The sequence below is a fragment of the Streptomyces sp. NPDC048142 genome (assembly GCF_043202835.1).
In the GTDB taxonomy this organism is placed as follows: Bacteria; Actinomycetota; Actinomycetes; order Streptomycetales; family Streptomycetaceae; genus Streptomyces.
Genome location: NZ_JBIDBC010000033.1, coordinates 36,609 through 53,230 on the forward strand (window position 1 = coordinate 36,609; position 16,622 = coordinate 53,230).

16 protein-coding genes and 1 pseudogene are annotated in these 16,622 nt (G+C 72.2%); 4 read left to right on the forward strand and 13 right to left on the reverse strand.

Annotation, left to right across the window (positions count from 1 at the left end; translation table 11 throughout):
* Positions 1-44: 44 nt before the first annotated feature.
* The 9 genes from ACGF2Y_RS30480 to ACGF2Y_RS30520 all read right to left on the reverse strand — a co-directional run bounded on the left by ACGF2Y_RS30480 (position 45) and on the right by ACGF2Y_RS30520 (position 8,316).
* Positions 45-650, reverse strand: a complete 606-nt coding sequence (locus ACGF2Y_RS30480; protein ID WP_392954158.1) for a hemerythrin domain-containing protein — start codon at positions 648-650, stop codon at positions 45-47.
* 171 nt (positions 651-821) lie between these two features.
* Positions 822-1,649, reverse strand: a complete 828-nt coding sequence (locus ACGF2Y_RS30485) for an NmrA family NAD(P)-binding protein (RefSeq protein WP_392954161.1) — start codon at positions 1,647-1,649, stop codon at positions 822-824.
* Positions 1,650-1,767: 118 nt separating this feature from the next.
* Positions 1,768-2,244, reverse strand: coding sequence for an anthrone oxygenase family protein (locus tag ACGF2Y_RS30490; RefSeq protein WP_392954236.1), 477 nt, complete (start codon positions 2,242-2,244; stop codon positions 1,768-1,770).
* A gap of 114 nt (positions 2,245-2,358) precedes the next feature.
* Positions 2,359-2,955 (reverse strand): hypothetical protein, encoded by a 597-nt coding sequence (locus ACGF2Y_RS30495; protein ID WP_392954163.1) that lies wholly within the window; start codon positions 2,953-2,955, stop codon positions 2,359-2,361.
* A 71-nt stretch (positions 2,956-3,026) separates the two neighbouring features.
* A complete protein-coding gene (locus tag ACGF2Y_RS30500) occupies positions 3,027-4,193 on the reverse strand; it encodes an ROK family glucokinase (protein ID WP_392954166.1) in 1,167 nt (388 codons plus the stop codon).
* Positions 4,194-4,326: 133 nt separating this feature from the next.
* Entirely contained in the window at positions 4,327-5,184 is an 858-nt protein-coding gene (locus ACGF2Y_RS30505) for an ATP-binding cassette domain-containing protein (RefSeq protein ID WP_392954169.1), read from the reverse strand.
* Positions 5,181-6,236 carry an ABC transporter permease gene (locus ACGF2Y_RS30510; protein WP_392954172.1) on the reverse strand — a complete coding sequence of 352 codons (1,056 nt, stop codon included), beginning with the start codon at positions 6,234-6,236 and terminating at the stop codon, positions 5,181-5,183. Before ACGF2Y_RS30510 ends, ACGF2Y_RS30505 begins: the two co-directional genes overlap by 4 nt.
* On the reverse strand, positions 6,233-7,213 hold the full coding sequence (locus ACGF2Y_RS30515) for a sugar ABC transporter substrate-binding protein (RefSeq protein ID WP_392954175.1): 981 nt from the start codon (positions 7,211-7,213) through the stop codon (positions 6,233-6,235). Before ACGF2Y_RS30515 ends, ACGF2Y_RS30510 begins: the two co-directional genes overlap by 4 nt.
* 344 nt (positions 7,214-7,557) lie before the next feature.
* On the reverse strand, positions 7,558-8,316 hold the full coding sequence (locus tag ACGF2Y_RS30520; protein WP_392954178.1) for a GntR family transcriptional regulator: 759 nt from the start codon (positions 8,314-8,316) through the stop codon (positions 7,558-7,560).
* A gap of 174 nt (positions 8,317-8,490) precedes the next feature.
* On the opposite strand from ACGF2Y_RS30520, the gene ACGF2Y_RS30525 reads away from it, so the two are divergent.
* On the forward strand, positions 8,491-9,510 hold the full coding sequence (locus tag ACGF2Y_RS30525) for a Gfo/Idh/MocA family oxidoreductase (RefSeq protein WP_392954180.1): 1,020 nt from the start codon (positions 8,491-8,493) through the stop codon (positions 9,508-9,510).
* A gap of 57 nt (positions 9,511-9,567) precedes the next feature.
* Here the strand turns inward: ACGF2Y_RS30525 and ACGF2Y_RS30530 are convergent.
* The 3 genes and pseudogenes from ACGF2Y_RS30530 to ACGF2Y_RS30540 all read right to left on the reverse strand — a co-directional run bounded on the left by ACGF2Y_RS30530 (position 9,568) and on the right by ACGF2Y_RS30540 (position 13,213).
* Positions 9,568-10,765, reverse strand: a pseudogene (locus ACGF2Y_RS30530) (cytochrome P450).
* Between the two features lie 177 nt (positions 10,766-10,942).
* Positions 10,943-11,716: a response regulator gene (locus ACGF2Y_RS30535; RefSeq protein WP_392954182.1), complete on the reverse strand. Its 774-nt coding sequence runs from the start codon at positions 11,714-11,716 to the stop codon at positions 10,943-10,945.
* Between the two features lie 276 nt (positions 11,717-11,992).
* Positions 11,993-13,213, reverse strand: coding sequence for a sensor histidine kinase (locus ACGF2Y_RS30540; RefSeq protein WP_392954184.1), 1,221 nt, complete (start codon positions 13,211-13,213; stop codon positions 11,993-11,995).
* A gap of 145 nt (positions 13,214-13,358) precedes the next feature.
* On the opposite strand from ACGF2Y_RS30540, the gene ACGF2Y_RS30545 reads away from it, so the two are divergent.
* Positions 13,359-13,562 (forward strand): hypothetical protein, encoded by a 204-nt coding sequence (locus tag ACGF2Y_RS30545; RefSeq protein ID WP_392954186.1) that lies wholly within the window; start codon positions 13,359-13,361, stop codon positions 13,560-13,562.
* 62 nt (positions 13,563-13,624) lie between these two features.
* Here ACGF2Y_RS30545 and ACGF2Y_RS30550 read toward each other — a convergent pair whose 3' ends face one another.
* A complete protein-coding gene (locus tag ACGF2Y_RS30550; RefSeq protein ID WP_392954238.1) occupies positions 13,625-14,554 on the reverse strand; it encodes a DMT family transporter in 930 nt (309 codons plus the stop codon).
* A 241-nt stretch (positions 14,555-14,795) separates the two neighbouring features.
* Here ACGF2Y_RS30550 and ACGF2Y_RS30555 point away from each other — a divergent pair, with 241 nt between their 5' ends.
* Together ACGF2Y_RS30555 and ACGF2Y_RS30560 are read left to right on the forward strand one after the other, a co-directional pair.
* Complete coding sequence (locus ACGF2Y_RS30555) at positions 14,796-15,437, forward strand: TetR/AcrR family transcriptional regulator (protein ID WP_392954188.1); 642 nt, start codon at positions 14,796-14,798, stop codon at positions 15,435-15,437.
* 242 nt (positions 15,438-15,679) lie between these two features.
* Positions 15,680-16,459, forward strand: a complete 780-nt coding sequence (locus tag ACGF2Y_RS30560; protein ID WP_392954190.1) for an SDR family NAD(P)-dependent oxidoreductase — start codon at positions 15,680-15,682, stop codon at positions 16,457-16,459.
* Positions 16,460-16,622: the final 163 nt, after the last annotated feature.

Sequence of the window (16,622 nt, forward strand, 5' to 3'; positions counted from 1 at the left end):
GTCGTTCGGTGGTGCGGGCCGCCGGCACCGGCGGAGGATCCGGGTCAGGTGGGTTCCAGCAGCCCGGTGACGGAGCGGCGGTAGCGCTTCGAGAGCAGCGTGCGGCCGATCAGCCGCACCGGGGTCGGCATCACCCCGTCCGGGTCGGGAAGTCCGTCCAGCAGCCAGGGCGGCAGGATCCGCTTGACGCCGAAGGGAGCCGCGGCCAGGACCCGGCGTTCCAGAGCGGTGAAGACGTCCGGCGGCACCCTGGCGAAGACCGGGAACGTCAGCTCCTCCTCCTCGTGCAGGTGCTGGTGAAGGACGGAGTCGAACATGCCGACGGGGCCGTCCAGCGCCTCGGCCCGGCCCGCCTCCAGGGCCCGGGTCACCCGGAGCATGGAGTCGTCGAGGGCCACGTGGTCCTGGACCATGAGGTGCGATCCGGCGGCGATCTCGGGGGCGTGCTCGATCAGACCCGGCCAGAGGATCTCGTCCTCGGTACGGTGGTGCCAGTCGACGATGTCCCGGAACTGCCGCCACCACTCCGCGACCGCCGGCAGGCCGCTCGATGTCAGCAGCGGTACCGCGGCGACCAGTCGGCGGGAGTCACGTCGCAGCGCGAGATGCGTCTGCGCGAATCCGCGGAGGTGGCGGGGCAGTGCGCCCACGCTTCTGCCCTCCCACGCCGGCCCGTCCATCGCGTCCCTCTTTTCTTCGGGCGTTCCGGCGCTGCGCTGCCGGGCTCCCGACTTGTCGGTATGTGGCAACACACGGTCCGCAGGGCAGTCCGCGGTCCGGTTTCCCGGTTCCGCGGACCACCGCTGCTCGTACGGGAGCTGTCAGGTGTTCCAGGCGCCGCCCGCGGCCGCCTCCTTGGCGTAGTCCGCGAAGTCCTTGGGCTCCCGCCCGAGCGCCTCGCGGACGCCGTGCACCACACTCGCGTTGCGGCCGTCGACGATCAGGGTGAAGAGGTCGGCGAACTCTTCCGGCTCGCCCAGCTCCCGCAGCGCCGCACGGTAGTCGTCGACGCTGACCGGGATGTAGGTGATGGTCCGGCCGGTGGCGGCCGACAGCTCGCGGACCACGTCGTGGAAGCTCAGCAGCCGCGGGCCGGACAGCTCGTACGTCCTGCCGATGTGGCGGTCGTCGGTGAGCGCGGCGACCGCGACGTCGGCGATGTCGTCGGCGTCCACGAAGGGCTCGACGGCGTCACCGGTCGGCAGCGCCAGCTCACCGGCGAGGACGGGGTCGAGGAAGAAGCTCTCGCTGAAGTTCTGGTTGAACCAGTTGCAGCGGACGACGGTCCAGTCGCAGCCGGACGCCTTGAGCGCGTCCTCGCTCGCGACCGCCCCTTCCTCGCCCCGGCCGGAGAGCAGCACGAGGCGCTTGACGCCCCGCTCCACCGCGACGGCGGCGAACCGTCCGATGGCTTCCTTGGCGCCGGGGAACGCCAGGTCCGGGTAGTACGTGACGTAGGCCGCGGAGACTCCGTCGAGAGCGGCCTGCCAGGTGTTCTCGTCCTCCCATACGAAGGGCGTCTCGCTGGAGCGCGAGCCGACCCGGGTCGGGCGGCCGAGCGCCTCCAGACGCTCGACGACGCGCCGCCCGGTCTTGCCGGTGCCGCCGATGACGAGGATGGGCGCTGGGTTCTGTCCGTGAGTGCTCATGACTCCATTAAAGTCTCCGTCCTGCAGACGGTGAATAGCTCACAGACTCAGTTTCATGCTTCATCGTCTCATCCCGGCGAAGCTTCACGTAGGTGCCATGGCGGCCGGCGGCGGCCGCTCAGCCGGTGACGGCCACGGCGACCAGGCCGAAGGCCGCGGCCGCGAACAGGGTGCGCAGCGCGTGCAGGGCGCTCCACCGGCCCTCGAAGGCCGTACGGGCGCTCCGCTCGTCGCCCCGCCCCTTCGACGACTCCAGCGCGTTGTTCAGCGGGACGTTGCCGCCCGAGGTGATCAGGTGCCCGACCAGGGCGCACCCGGCCGCGACGCCCATCAGGGTGGTGTCGCCGCCGGCCCGGCCGTCCGGCGCGACGAAGAACGAGGCCACGGGGAAGGCGAGCGATCCGAGGAAGAGGAGCAGGAAGAGCGGGCCGGGAACCTTGCGGTTCACCGCCCGCATGGCCAGGGTGAACGACGCGTCGTCCACTTCTTTGAGCGCGGGCATGACGCCCGACATGAAAGCGACCATGTATCCGGCGTACAGGCCGGTACAGGCGAGGGCGAGGATCTCCAGAACTTCCGGCATGGCGATCATCATCGTCACCGAGGACGCTCCTTCGCAGGACATCTTTGAGACGAGCCGGGAACGCGCGGCCGATTCTCGGCCTGCCGGCGACCTTCACACCCCGGCCACCCTCCGTCGGGCGGAGGGTCAGGGGGTCACTGCCGATACGACATAGACGACAGGGCTGGCCGGATCGGTCATATTGACCGTGATGTTCTGGGTGGGGCGCGGCTTCTTGTTGACGTGCGTGGTGCCGGCCCAGCGTTCGCCCGGACCGAAGGACCAGCCGGTGATCTTGATGTCCCGCTGACTGATGTCGACCGTGTCGGGCTTCAGCGCCGCGCGCCCGGTGCCCATCCCGGTCAGGAAGCGGTCCAGACCTGCGGAGGTCGTCCGGAACTTCGTGTACATCCGGCTGGCTTTCCAGTTGTTCGTCTCGTAGTACTGGATGCCGGCCCCGTTGCCGGGGATCGGGATCTCGAAGATCCGGCGCTGCATCTTGGAGGGCCGGCCCTCGCGGAGGCCCTGGGCGGCCGCCTCGGCCTCCTTGTCCTGGCCCGAGCGGCGGCTCTGGCCGGCCGAGATCAGCAGGTAGCCGGCCGGGATGCCGATCAGCAGCACGATGATCGTCGCGGTGATGAAGCGCCGCTTGAACACATGCCGGCGGTCCTCGGGCGGTCTGCCCTCGCCGTCGCCCGGAGACTCCGACAGGTTCTGCACCACGGGGTGCTCGGCTGCGATCATGATCAGGTGGTCCCTAAGGTGCTGCGGTGACGGCGTACTGAAGGGTGGACGCCCGGGAGGGCGGCTGCGCTTCAGTCAACGGTACGGGTGGACCGCGTGTTACGGATGGTGCTCGCCGCCTGGTCGTAGATCTGGGCGTACCGCTCGTACCGCTCGACGCGCCGCCGGTTGGCCCGGCGGAATCGCCGGGCGACCAGCCGGGCCAGATCCGCGGCGCCGACCATACCCGCCTCGGGGCCGAGCTGCGCCTTCGCGATCCGGGCCTCGGGGCGGTAGCCGCGGCCGGTGAGGTGGCGCTTGAAGGCGTCCCGGGCGGGGTTGATCAGCAGGTCGTCGGCGGCGCTGACGCCGCCTCCGATGACGAAGCAGGACGGGTCGAGCGCGGCGGCCAGGTTGGCGATGCCGACGCCGAGCCACTGGCCGATGTCCTGGAGGAGCTCGATGCACATCGCGTCGCCCTCGCGGGCCAGTTCGGTGATGAGCGGGCCGGTGATGTCAGGAATGTTCCCCTTCACCCGGTCCAGCAGATAGTGCGCGACCGGCGAGTCGGCGGCGGCCAGCTCCCTGGCCTCGCGGACCAGGGCGTTGCCGGAGCTGTACTGCTCCCAGCAGCCGCGGTTGCCGCAGGGGCAGCGGTGGCCCGAGGGCACGACCTGCATGTGGCCGAACTCGCCGGCCACCCCGTACTTGCCGCGCTTGACCTGGCCGTCCTCCAGGATCGCGCCGCCGATGCCCGTACCGAGGGTGATCATGACGAGGTGGTCCTCGCCGCGGCCCGCGCCGAAGCGCCATTCCGCCCAGGCGGCGGTGTTGGCGTCGTTGTCGACCATGACGGGGACGACGAGGCGGGAGGCGATGGCGTCGCGCAGGGGCTCGTCGCGCCAGGCGAGGTGCGGGGCGAACAGGACCTTGGAGCGGTCGGCGTCCACCCAGCCCGCCGCGCCGATGCCCACCGCGTGGACGTCGTGCCGGTCGGAGAGGTCCAGGACCAGCTCGACGATGGTGTCCTCGACGACCTTGGGGCTCTTGGACTTGTCGGGCGTCTCCGTGCGCAGCTGCTCCAGGATGTTGCCGTCGGCGTCGACGACGCCGGCCATCACCTTCGTACCGCCGATGTCGATCCCGACCGTGGGGACGCGGGGGGCGGTGAGGTGCGAGCGGCGTTCCTTGGTGCCGACGGTCTTGAGGACGGTGGCGCGGGCGGAGCCGCGGTGTGCGAAGTCGCGGTACGTGCTCATCGTCCCTGCGGGGTCTGGGGGGCCGGGATGCTGTCGCGTCCGGCGGCGGACGGCGCCCGCCGCGCTCGATTCTGCCACTGCCCGGCCCCGGGGACCGTCGGCCGGGGTCGGCCGCGCCGGGGCGGATCGCCGGTCAGGGTGTGTCGTCGGTCGCGGCGGAGCTGCCCGGGAGGGTGGGGGCCGAGGTGCGTTCCAGCTCGTGGCTGAGCTCCTCCAGCTCACTGCCGCCCGCCATCTGCCGGGTCAGTTCGTCCAGCGTGACGTCGTCCTTGGTGTGGCTGCCGGACATCGCGCCGCGCTTGAGGAGGACGAACCGGTCGCCGACGAGGTGGGCGTGGTGCGGGTTGTGCGTGATGAGGACCACGCCGAGGCCGGCGTCGCGGGCGGCTGCCACGTACTTGAGGACCACGCCGGACTGCTTGACGCCGAGGGCGGCGGTCGGCTCGTCCAGGACCAGGACCTTCGCGCCGAAGTGGACGGCGCGGGCGATGGCCACGCACTGGCGCTCACCGCCGGACAGGGTGCCGATGGGCTGGTCGACGTCACGCAGGTCGATGCCCATGCGGAGCAGTTCCGTACGGGTCGTGTCGCGCATCTTCCGGACGTCGAGGCGCTTGAAGGGGCCGACGCCGAGCGTGGGCTCGGAGCCGAGGAAGAAGTTCCGCCAGACCGGCATCAGCGGGACGACGGCGAGGTCCTGGTAGACGGTGGCGATGCCCCGGTCCAGGGCGTCGCGCGGGTTGGCGAGGGTGGTCTCCTCGCCGTCGATCAGGAAGCGTCCGGCGTCGTGCCGGTGCAACCCCGCGATGATCTTGATGAGGGTGGACTTGCCGGCGCCGTTGTCGCCGAGGACGCAGGTGATCTGGCCCGCGCGGACCTCCAGCGAGACGTGTTCCAGGGCCTTGATGTTGCCGTAGAACTTCGATACGTCGTCCAGCTCGACCAGCGGACCGGCGGTCTCTCCCGCAAGGTCTTCAGGGGTGGCCTTCATGACGTCGCCTCCGCGCGCTTGCGCACCCACGCGTTGAGCAGGGTGGCCAGGAGCAGCATCGCTCCCAGGAAGAATTTGAACCAGTCCGGGTTCCACTCGGCGTACACGATGCCCTTGCTGGTCATGCCGAAGATGATGGCGCCGACCGCCGAGCCGATCGCGGAGCCGTAGCCGCCGGTGATCAGGCAGCCGCCGATGACGGCGGCGATGATGTACGTCAGCTCGTTGCCGACGCCCTCGCCGGACTGGACGACGTCGTAGCTGAACAGCAGGTGCTGGCCGGAGACCCAGGCGGCGAAGGCGACGCCCAGGTAGAGCCCGATCTTGGTGCGGATGACCGGGACGCCGACCGCGCGGGCCGCGTCGGCCTCGCCGCCGACCGCGAAGATCCAGTTGCCGAAGCGGGTACGGAGCAGGATCCAGGTGGCGACGCCGACGAGCGCCGCCCACCACAGGATCGTCACCTTGAACTCGACGCCGCCGAGGGTCAGCGTCGAGGCGAACAGGGCCCGTGCGGACTCGAAGCCCTCCATGTCGCCGATGGCCTTGGTGGAGACGGTGCCGCTGATCAGCTTGGTGAAGCCGAGGTTCAGGCCGGTCAGCATCAGGAACGTGCCGAGCGTGATGATGAAGCTCGGCAGCCTGGTGCGGGTCAGCACGAAACCGTTGAACGCGCCGATGGCGAGCGTGACCAGCAGCGACACGAGGACGCCGACCCAGACGTTGGCCGTCATCTGGTAGCTGAACATCGAGGAGATCAGCGCCGAGCTGGTCACCATGACCCCGGCGGAGAGGTCGAACTCGCCGCCGATCATCAGCAGCGCGACCGGTGCGGCCATGATGCCGAGGACGGAGGCCGCGTACATCACGGTGCCGAAGCTGGACGCCTGGAGGAAGCTGTCGGCGACGATCGCGAAGAACAGGAAGACGGCTGCCGCGCCGACGACCGAGCCGAGCTCGGGGCGGCCGAGCAGCTTGCGCAGCGGTGAGGTGCGCACCAGCCGCTCGTCCACCTGCGCGGGCTTCTCCGGTGCGGCGGTGGAGCCGCTCATCGGGTGCCCCGCTTGGTGTAGTCGGCCAGGGCGTCGGCGTCGTCGGCGGTGATGATCTGCGGGCCGGTCAGGACGGGCAGGCCGCCGCCGAGGACGTTGCGGTTGTAGCGGTGGAGCCAGAGCAGGTCGACGGCCTGGTAGCCCTGGAGGTAGGGCTGCTGGTCGACGGCGAAGCCGAGCTTCTCGGTCTGGAGGCCGGTGGCGACCTTGGCGTTGAGGTCGAAGGTGTCGATCTCCGCCTTGCTGCCCGCCGTCTGCTTGGCCTGGACAGCGGCGTCGGCGAAGGGGGCGCCGAGGGTGACGACCGCGTCGATGCTCGTGTCGGACTGGAGCTTGGCCTCGATGGACGCCGTGACGTCGGGCATGTTGGTGCCGTCGACGTACAGGTTCTGCATCGTGCCGTCGAAGGTCTTCTTCGCTCCGGCGCAGCGCTGCTCGTGGCCCACGTTGCCCTGCTCGTGCAGGACGCACAGCGCCTTCTTGCGGTCCCGGCTGTTCAGCTCGTCGCCGACGGCCTCACCGGCGATCGACTCGTCCTGGCCGATGTGGGTCAGGGCGCCGAACTCCTTCGACTCCGCGGAGCCGGAGTTCACGGTGACGACCGGGATGCCCGCCTTGACGGCCTTGGCGACCACGGCCTTCATCGCGTCCGGCTTGGCCAGCGAGACGATCAGCCCGTCGACCTTCTTGTCGATCGCGGTCTGGACGAGCTGGGCCTGCTGGTTGGCCTCGTCGTTGTGCGAGTAGAGGAAGTTGATGTTGTCCTTGCGGGCCGCCTGCTCGGCGCCCTTCTGGACGATGTCCCAGAAGGTGTCGCCGTCGCCCGAGTGGGTGACCATGGCGAAGGTCCAGCGCGGTGTGTTCACCGCGGCCCGGCCCTCGGCGGCCTCGGCCGCGCGCTCTTCCGCCCGCTTGCCGCCGGTGCTGCTGCATCCCGCGAGGGAGGCGCCCAGCACCACTGCCAGCACGGCGCCCATCGCGCGTACCCCTGTCCGAACCCTTGCCACGACGCCGTGCCCTTCTACTGCTGCTCGCTGTGCTGCTTGACGGGGCCGGGGAGCGTACGGTCCCGGCCCGGCTGCCCAAGTATCCCCGAGCCCTGCCCGCTCCCGCCCGCGCCCCCGGACCGTCCGGGCGTTCGAGGACGGACCCCGTGCGCGGGGTGGGCCCGACGGACACAGGAGCCTGGGGCACGGGACCCGCCGAGCGCAACCCGTGTGCACGGACCGGTTCCGTCCTCGACACCGGACGGGAACACCGGACGGGCCGGGTTCGCCGCCGTCGACGGGCCGGACCGGCGCGCCCCACGGGCCGGGTCGGCTCAGGAGCGGACCAGCAGCTGGAACTCGAAGGCGTACCGCTCCGCCCGGTAGACGTGCGAGCCGAACTCGACCACCCGGCCGGTGTCGTCGTACGTGGTGCGCTCCATCGTGAGCAGCGGCGCGCCCACCGGCTCCTGAAGCGCCCGCGCCTCGCGGTCGTCGGCGGCGCGCGCGCCCACCGACTGGCGGGCGCTGTGCAGCGTGATGCCCGAGGCGCGCATCAGCCGGTAGAGGCCGGTGGCCTCCAGCTCCTCGGTGAGCAGGGGCAGCAGCCCCGGGGGCAGGTGGTTGCGCAGGAGGGCCACCGGTTCGCCGTGGGCGCTGCGCAGCCGTTCGACGAGGTGGACCTCGCTGCCCTCGGCGACGCCGAGGGCGGCGGCGACCTCGGCGGTGGCCGGCTCCACGGTGTTGCGCAGGACGCTGGTGGCGGGGCGCTGGCCGGCCGCCTCCAGGTCGTCGTAGAGCGAGCTGAGCTCCAGCGGACGGCGGACCCGGCTGTGGACGACCTGGGTGCCGACTCCCCGGCGGCGCACCATCAGGCCCTTGTCGACGAGCGACTGGATGGCCTGGCGGACGGTCGGCCGGGACAGACCGAGGCGGGCGGCGAGGTCGATCTCGTTCCCGAGCAGGGCGCCGGGGGCCAGCCGGCCCTGTTCCACGGCGGCCTCCAGCTGCTGTGCCAGCTGGAAGTAGAGCGGCACCGGGCTGGTGCGGTCCACGCTCAGCGGCAGCGGCTGATCGGCTCCTTGTGCGGTCACGGGGCGAGCCTAGTTCGATTGTCCGGACAAAGCCATGGCGTACCGGGGCGGTAACCCTGTCGATCGATACGGCCGCCATACGCATCGACGAAGCCACCATCCGCATCGACGCGACCGCCCTTTGTCAGGACAAACGCTTGACATGATGACCGGGCGAACGCCACCTTGGGGCCCATGCGCATCGGACTGATCGGAACGGGACGGATCGGCACCTTCCATGCGGAGGTGCTGAGCCGTCACCCCGCCGTGGACGCCCTGCTGCTGGCCGACGCGGATCCGGAGCGGGCGGCCGGCGCCGCCGCACGGACGGGGGCGGCCTCCGTCACGGTGGACGGCCTGTTCACCGGGGAGGGCGAGGCCGGGGGCCCGCCCGACGCCGTGGTGATCGCTTCGGCGACCTCGGCCCATGCCGGGCTCATCGCCCGTGCCGCCCGTGCCGGACTGCCCGTCTTCTGCGAGAAGCCGATCGCCCTGGACCTGCCCGGCACGCTGGCCGCGCTCGCGGAGGCCGAGGCGGCGGGCAGCGTCCTCCAGCTCGGCTTCATGCGGCGCTTCGACGCCGGGTACGGCGAGGCCAGGGCCGCCGTACGGGAGGGGAGGCTCGGCCGGCTGCACACCGTGCGGGCGGTCACCTCCGATCCCGCCCCGCCGCCCGCCGCCTACCTCCCGCTCTCCGGCGGGCTGTACCGCGACTGCCTGATCCACGACTTCGACATCCTGCGCTGGGTGACGGGCCGCGAGGTGAGCGAGGTGTACGCCGTCGGCTCGGACGCCGGACCCGCGATGTTCCGGGAGGCCGAAGACGTGGACACGGCCGCCGTTCTGCTCACCCTCGACGACGGGACACTCGCCACCGCCACCGCGACCCGGTGCAACGGCGCCGGGTACGACGTACGGATGGAGCTGGCAGGCGAGCTGGACCAGATCGCCGTCGGCCTGGACGACCGTACGCCGCTGGCCTCGGCCGAACCGGGGGGCCCCGGCGCCCCGGCGAAGCCCTGGCCGGGGTTCCTGGAACGGTTCGCCCCGGCGTACGAGGCGGAGCTGGACGCGTTCCTGCGCGTGGTCCGCGGCGAGCTGGCCAATCCGTGCGACGGGCGGGAGGCTCTGCACGCCCTGCGGATCGCCGAGGCGTGCGAGGTCTCCCGCCGCGAACGCCGGCCGGTGGCGATGTCCGAAATCCCCGGCGGCTGACCGGGAGCCGGGCCGCTGGGCGCCGGAACCCTCCTGCGCCGCGCCGTCCGGCTGCCGCTACCAGGCGACGGGGAGGCTCAGCGGTCCCCGCATCAGCATCCCGGTGCGCCAGGCGAGCCTCGCCGGGTCGGCGGTCAGCCGCAGCTCCGGGCAACGCTCCAGCAGCGACCGGAGGGCGATCCTGGCCTCGATGCGGGCCAGCGGCGCGCCCAGGCAGTAGTGGATGCCGTGTCCGAAGGCGAGGTGGCCCCGGGCATCACGCGTGATGTCGAAGCGGGACCCGTCGGGGTAGCGGGCGGAGTCCCGGCCGGCGTCCGACACCGCGACCAGGACCAGTTCGCCGCCGCCGGGAATCACCGTGCCGCCGACCTCGACCGGGTCGGTCGTGAAGCGGTACGTGGAGGTCTCGACCGGCCCCTCGAAACGCAGGATCTCCTCCACCGCGTTGTCGATCAGCGTGAAGTCGGAGCGCAGGGCCGCCAGTTGGTCGGGGTGGGCGAGGAGGTTGCGCACGCCGTTGGTGATGAGGTTGGCGGTGGTCTCATGTCCGGCGACCAGCAACAGCCGGGCCATACCGATCGGCTCGTCACCGGACAGCCGGTCGCCGCCCTCGTCGGCGGTGTGGATCAGCGCGCTCAAGCAGGTCCTCGCCCGGCCTCTCGCGCTTGTCGGCCAGCAGCCCGGCGATGTACGCGGTCATCGCCCGCGTGGAGGAGGCGCGCAGGGACGGGTCGACGGAGGAGACCGCCCGGCCGGACCAGGTGCGGAACTCCTCGCGGTCCAGGAACGGGACGCCGAGCAGTTCACAGATCACCGACATCGGCAGCGGGAAGGAAAGCGCCTCCACCAGGTCCGCCGAGCGGTCCGGAGCCGCGAGCATCGCGTCGAGCAGCTCGTCGGTCATCTCCTGCACACGCGGGACCAGTTGCTCCATGCGGCGCGGGGTGAACCCGCGGGCGACCAGCTTGCGCAGCCGCGTGTGGTCGGGGGCGTCGGAACCGAGCATCGAGGAGCCCTCGGTCACCTTGCCGACCCCGAGCGAGGGCGCGGCGCGGCTCCAGCGCTTGGAGAGCTGCTGGTCGGCGAGGAGGGCGCGGCCCGCCTCGTATCCGACGACGAGCCAGGCGTCCGCACCCTCGGGGATCCGCACCCGGTGGACCGGGCCCTTCTCGCGCAGGGCGGCGTAGACGGGATAGGGGTCACGGGTGAACTGCTCGCCGAGCGCGGCGAGATCGACTGGGGGTTCGGTGGTCAACGCGGTTCCCTTCTGGGTCAACACGGGTCCCTTCGTGGTCAATACGGTTCCCTTCGAAAGGAGTTGCCGCGCGGAAGGGAGGGGTGTCGACCGTGCAGGGGCCCGTGGTGAAGTCCGGCAGGCCCGAACAGATCGAGCACAGCCATCGCGGTCGGCCCCTCGCCCGGTCCGGTCCGGTCAGCGTAGGCCGCCCCCGCCTTCCCCGTCTCTTTCCCCGTCCACGCCTGTGTCCGCGTCGAGGAGACCCGCATCGTGGACCAACAGCGCGATCTGAACACGGTTGTTGAGTTCGAGTTTGGCGAGAATCCGCGAGACGTGCGTCTTGACGGTCGCGACGCTGAGGTAGAGGGAGCCTGCGATCTCCGCGTTGGATCCGCCGCGTCCGACGGCGACCGCGACCTCCTTCTCCCGCTCGGCGAGCTGGTCGAAACGCCTGCGTGCTCGGTCGGCTCGGTCGGCCCTGTCGTCGTGTCCGCCGCCTGCGGCGCGTGCCATCAACTGGCGGGTGACGGCCGGAGAGAGCACCGGGTCCCCGGCGGCGACCCGGCGGACCGAGTCGAGGATCCGGGCCGGTGGGGTGTCTTTCAGGACGAATCCGGCTGCCCCGGCCCGGATGGCCCGGAGTACCTGTTCGTCCGCGTGGAAGGTGGTGAGGACGACGACTTCGGGAGCCCCGGGCCGGCGACGCAGTCGCTCGGTCGCGGTGAGTCCGTCCATGACCGGCATCCGGATGTCCATCAGGACGACGTCGGGGCGCAGCCGCTCGGCCAGCTCCTCGGCCTCGGCGCCGTCCGCGCCCTCCCCGACGATGTCGATGCCCTCGTCGCCGCCGAGCATCAGGGTCAGTCCGGCCCGGACCAGCGGGTCGTCGTCGACGATCAGCAGCCGGACGGGCCGGCCGGGCGGGGGCGTGGGTGACGCCGGGAGTGTCGGGGACGCCGGGGTGTTCATGACGGCCACCGTAGCCAGCCGGGGCGCGGGCCCCGCAGGGCGGTCGTCCGGACAGGCATCGTGGCCGGCGTGCTCCGGGCATGCTTCGCGGCTGCGGTCGTCCGGCGATGCGCCACACTCGTAGGCGTAACACGGCGATGCGCCACATCCCCGTGCGTCACACCGCCGACGCACCCGCAGGCGTCACGTCGCGGGACGCCACCGCACCCGCACCCGCACCCGCACCCGCACCCGCACCCGCAGGCGTAACGCCGGGCACCGCCACATCCGCAGGCGTCACGTTGCGGGCCACGGCAGCCTGGCCCGGACCGCGAAGCCGCCGCCCTTCGTCGGGCCGTGCTCCAGGTCGCCGCCGGCGAGGGTGGCGCGTTCGGTGAGGCCGATGAGTCCCTGGCCGGAGCCGGGGACCCGTTCGAAGGGTTCGGTGGGGGCGGGGTTCTCCACCTCGACGGTGAGCCCCTCGCCGGGACCGCCCGTCACGGTGAGGGAGACCTCGGTGCCGGGCGCGTGCTTGCGGGCGTTGGTCAGACACTCCTGCACGATCCGGTAGACCGTGCGGCCGGTGGCAGCGGGGGCGTCCCGGGGGGCGGTGACCCGGTTGTCGACGACGACCTTCATGCCCGCGAGCCGGGACTCGGCGACGAGCGCGTCCAGGGTGGCGAGGGTGGGCTGCGGCCGGTGGCCCTCGTCGGTGTCGCCGGGCCCGCGCAGGACGCCGATGATCTCGCGGAGGTCCTGGAGCGCCTCGTGGGCGCTGTCCCGGATCACACCGGCGGCCCTGCCGACCTCGGCGGCGGGGGCGTCGGGCCGGAATTCGAGGGCCCCGGCGTGCACGCTGAGCAGGGTCAGCCGGTGGGCCAGGACATCGTGCATCTCGCGGGCGATGGCCTCCCGGGCCAGCCGCTGGGCCTGTTCGGCGCGCAGCTCCGCCTCGGCCTCGGCGCGGCGGGCCCGTTCGCGGAGCGTGAGGACGAGCTGCCGCCGGGAACGTACGGCCATGCCCCAGCTGAGCACCAGCAGGACCAGCAGAATCCCGAAGAGGACCGAGGCGGTGAAGGAGGCCGTCGGGTCGGGGCGCAGGGCGGGCTGGACGGGCGTGGTGGCCAGGGCGCCCAGGCCGACGAGCGCCACGGGCTTGAAGGGGCGGTGGACGGCCAGGCTGAAGAGGGCCACCAGCAGCGCCCCGGCGGCCACGGGTTCGACGGCGGCCACGACGGTCAGGGCGACGGCGAGGCCGACGGGCCAGCGCCGCCGCAGCCAGAGCGCACAGCAGGCCGCCGCGCCGACCACCGAGTCCACGAACACGACGACGTCCGCCGTGGTCTCATCGGCCTCGATCGTGGCAAGGGCCAGCAGGCCGATGCCCGCGGCGCAGAGGAAGGCCATGATGTCGACGGCCCAGTCCCGCACGGTCCGCCGCGTCCGGGTCCGGTCGCCGGGCAGCTCGGGATCGGCCATCGCCGAGGGAAGCAGCCAGCGGTACTCGGTGCGCGTCATATCGACAAAGTTACGCAGCGCCCCGTCCCTGAGGGGCGTCGCGGGGCCAGGCAGCGACCGAAGTCGCACGATCCGCTACTTTCGTCGCGGCGGACGGGACCGATGGCCGACGCGGCGGGCTCGGGTCGGGCGGGAGGCTCGGCCCATGAAGAAAATCGTCGAGACGATCGGCTTCCTCGTCTTCATCCAGGGCGTGGGCGGGCTGCTGTACGAGTGGACGGGCTGGTTCCGGCTGTGGACGGTGGTGCGGCACATCGACTTCCTCAGCGACCGCGCTCTGTTCGTCAACATCGTGCTGATCGTGACGGGGGCGGCCGTGATGATCGCCGCGGACGCGATCAAGACGTGACGGACACGTTCCGGATCCCGTACTGACGGACGCGGCCACCACCCGACAGCGGCGGGCCCGGCTCACGCTCCGGCACGCTCCCGGTCCGCGCCCCGCCGCCCCCACGCGGTGCCCGCCAGGACGAGGACCGCCCCGGCCGCACCGAGCAGCCCGAGCCGTTCCCCGCCGAGGCTGATGCCGACGGCGGCGGCCCACAGCGGTTCCGTACCGAGCAGCAGGCTGACCCGGGACGGCGAGGTGCGGCGTACGGACCACATCTGTACGAAGAACGCGAACAGCGTGCAGAACACCGAGAGGAAGACCAGCCCCGCCCACTCCCGGGCGCCGAAGTCCGCCGCCGCGCTCCACGGCGAGGCGCCGGTGCCGGGGACGGCGGCGAGGACGACGAAGACGGCGACCGCGCTCCCGAGCTGGACGGTGGTCAGGGAGAGCGAGTCGGCGCCCTGGACCGCCTTGATCCGGGCCATCGCCAGCACGTGGACGGTCCGGGCGAGGGCGGCGAGCAGCATCAGCAGATCACCGGTCGAGGGGCTGGTGAACCCGGCGCCCTGGGTCAGCAGGACCACTCCGGCGACGGAGAGCCCGGCCGCGGCGACGAACCCGGCCGACGGGCGCACGCGGGTCACGGCGGCCTCGGCCAGCGGTGTGAAGATCATGGTGAGGCTGATGATCAGCCCGGCGTTGGTGGCGGAGGTGTGCACCACCCCGTACGTCTCCAGCAGGAAGATCCCGCTCAGCACCAGGCCCAGCAGCCCGGCGCCCCGCCACTGCGCGCCGGTCAGCGCCCGCAGCCTGCGCCATCCGGTCACCACGAGCACCGGAAGCACGATCGCGAAGCGCAGGACGAGGACGGCGATCACGGTGTGGGTCGTGGTGATGCCCTTGGCCGCGAGGTAGCTGGCGCCCCAGACGACGGCGACCGCCAGCACGGGCAGATCGGTGCCCCAGGCGCGGCGCGGGGGCGCGAGGGCGGGCACGGCGACAGCGGACACCTGGATCTCCTGGATCTCCACGGAACGTGTTGTGGAGACCTCACTGGCTCGCACGCGAAATGATCACGCTACCCGGCAGGCTCCTGGGAAGGGAACACCTGTCTCAACGGTCGGATCGTTCCCGGGCATCGTCCGTGGTCAGGGACGCGCGGGCCGTTCGGCCGGGCGACGGAGGGTCCGTCGGCCACGCCGCCGCTCCCTAGACTGACGCCTCGATAACTCTGAGACACGGAGTGGTCACATGGCGTCGGTAAGAGCGGACGGACGGGTCGAGCGGGGGAACCAGACCCGGCAGCTGATTCTGGGGCGGGCGGTGCAGATCGCCTCGGTCGAAGGGCTGGAGGGCCTGTCGCTGGGGCGGCTGGCCACCGAGCTGGGGCTGAGCAAGAGCGGGGTGTTCGCCCTCTTCGGCTCGAAGGAGGGACTCCAACTGGCCACCGTGCGGGGGGCGGTGGCCATCTACGTCGACCATGTGCTGCGCCCCGCCCGGTCGGTGCCGCCGGGGATCGGGCGGGTCTGGCGGATGTGCGAGGCGTGGATCGCGTACTCCCGCGAGCGGGTGTTCCGGGGCGGTTGCTTCTTCTACGCCGCCACCGCCGAGTTCGACGCCCGCAGCGGCAGGGTGCACGACGCCCTGGCGTCCGCGCAGACGGGCTGGGTCACCTTCGTGGAGGAGACGATCGAGGAAGCCAGGTCCACCGGGGAGCTGGCCGGGGACACCGACGTGTGCCAGCTGGCGTTCGAGGTGATCGCCCTGCTGGAGCTGGCCAACGCCGAGTCGGTGCTCCAGAACAACAACCTCGGCTACGACAAGGCTGCGCGGGCCATCCTGGTCCGCCTGCGGGCGGCGGCTGCGGATCCCTCACTGCTGCCTTTACGGTAGGCGGGCCGGCGGCCGTCCCTGCGGTGGGCCCCGTCCGTCCGTTCCTGCGGTGGGTCCCGGGTGACCGCCTTGCGCCAGGTCCCGTCCGGCCGCCTCTGCGCCAGGCCCCGTGCGGCCGTCCCTGCGGTGTGCGACCCCGGCCGCCGTAGGTGTCCGATACCCGCCGGTACGCGGGCCCCGGCGGGCGTTTGCTGGGGGATGTCGTCGGAGCGACGGCATCCCCGATCAGCGAGGAACCGGCCATGTCCAGCACCCTTTCCACCACCGCTCCCACCCTCGTTCCCACCGGCCTTCCGCCCCGGGCCGCCCTGGTCACCGGGGGCAGCCGGGGCATCGGCGCCGCGACCGCGCTGCGGCTCGCCCAGGACGGCGCGGACGTCGCTGTCACCTATGTACGGGACGAGGCGGCGGCCCGTGCGGTCGTCGCGAAGATCGAGGGCTTCGGCCGCCGGGGCGTCGCCCTGCGCTGCGACGCGGCGGACGCCGACGCGGCCGCCGACGCCGTGCACCGGGCGGCGGAGGCGCTCGGCCGGCTCGACATCCTGGTCAACAACGCGGGCATCGGCGTCCTCGGCCCGATCTCCGGGCTCACCGGGCCGGAGGTGGACCGGACACTGGCGGTGAACGTGCGGGCGGTCTTCCTCGCCTGCCGGGCGGCGGCGGAGCGGCTGGCCGACGGTGGCCGCATCGTCTCCGTGGGCAGCGCCCTGAGCCGGTACGTGGGCGGGCCGGGTTCCGCCCTCTACGGACTCAGCAAGTCCGCCCTGGTCGGGCTGACCAAGCCGCTCGCCCGGGAGCTGGGGCCGCGCGGCATCACGGTGAACCTGATCCAGCCCGGGGCCGTGGACACCGATCTCAACCCGGCCGACGGGCCGTTCGCCGAGGGCCAGCGCGCGGCTAACGCCCTGGGCCGCTTCGGTACGGCGGAGGAGATCGCCTCGCTCGTCGCGTACCTCGCGAGCGCCGATGCGGGCTTCGTCACCGGCACCGAGATCGTCGTGGACGGCGGCCACGCGGCCTGAGCGGCCGCCGCCACCGGGCGTGCCCGACCGGCCGGCGTAGGGACGCTTCCCGGCACGGTCCCCCCGGCGGACCTGTACGCCATGGTCCCCCCGGCGGACCCGTCCGGCTGCCCCGCACCGGCCTCGCCCCTACGCTGGCCGGGACGGGGGGAGCGACGGGAAG

Excerpts from the sequence above, each read along its gene's own strand:
- ACGF2Y_RS30560 (WP_392954190.1), top strand. The coding sequence starts at position 15,680 with ATGTCCAGCACCCTTTCCACCACCGCTCCCACCCTCGTTCCCACCGGC.
- ACGF2Y_RS30485 (WP_392954161.1), bottom strand. The coding sequence starts at position 1,649 with ATGAGCACTCACGGACAGAACCCAGCGCCCATCCTCGTCATCGGCGGC.
- ACGF2Y_RS30510 (WP_392954172.1), bottom strand. The coding sequence starts at position 6,236 with ATGAGCGGCTCCACCGCCGCACCGGAGAAGCCCGCGCAGGTGGACGAG.
- ACGF2Y_RS30555 (WP_392954188.1), top strand. The coding sequence starts at position 14,796 with ATGGCGTCGGTAAGAGCGGACGGACGGGTCGAGCGGGGGAACCAGACC.
- ACGF2Y_RS30535 (WP_392954182.1), bottom strand. The coding sequence starts at position 11,716 with ATGAACACCCCGGCGTCCCCGACACTCCCGGCGTCACCCACGCCCCCG.
- ACGF2Y_RS30545 (WP_392954186.1), top strand. The coding sequence starts at position 13,359 with ATGAAGAAAATCGTCGAGACGATCGGCTTCCTCGTCTTCATCCAGGGC.
- ACGF2Y_RS30525 (WP_392954180.1), top strand. The coding sequence starts at position 8,491 with ATGCGCATCGGACTGATCGGAACGGGACGGATCGGCACCTTCCATGCG.
- ACGF2Y_RS30490 (WP_392954236.1), bottom strand. The coding sequence starts at position 2,244 with ATGATGATCGCCATGCCGGAAGTTCTGGAGATCCTCGCCCTCGCCTGT.
- ACGF2Y_RS30495 (WP_392954163.1), bottom strand. The coding sequence starts at position 2,955 with ATGATCGCAGCCGAGCACCCCGTGGTGCAGAACCTGTCGGAGTCTCCG.
- ACGF2Y_RS30540 (WP_392954184.1), bottom strand. The coding sequence starts at position 13,213 with ATGACGCGCACCGAGTACCGCTGGCTGCTTCCCTCGGCGATGGCCGAT.
- ACGF2Y_RS30500 (WP_392954166.1), bottom strand. The coding sequence starts at position 4,193 with ATGAGCACGTACCGCGACTTCGCACACCGCGGCTCCGCCCGCGCCACC.
- ACGF2Y_RS30515 (WP_392954175.1), bottom strand. The coding sequence starts at position 7,213 with ATGGGCGCCGTGCTGGCAGTGGTGCTGGGCGCCTCCCTCGCGGGATGC.
- ACGF2Y_RS30505 (WP_392954169.1), bottom strand. The coding sequence starts at position 5,184 with ATGAAGGCCACCCCTGAAGACCTTGCGGGAGAGACCGCCGGTCCGCTG.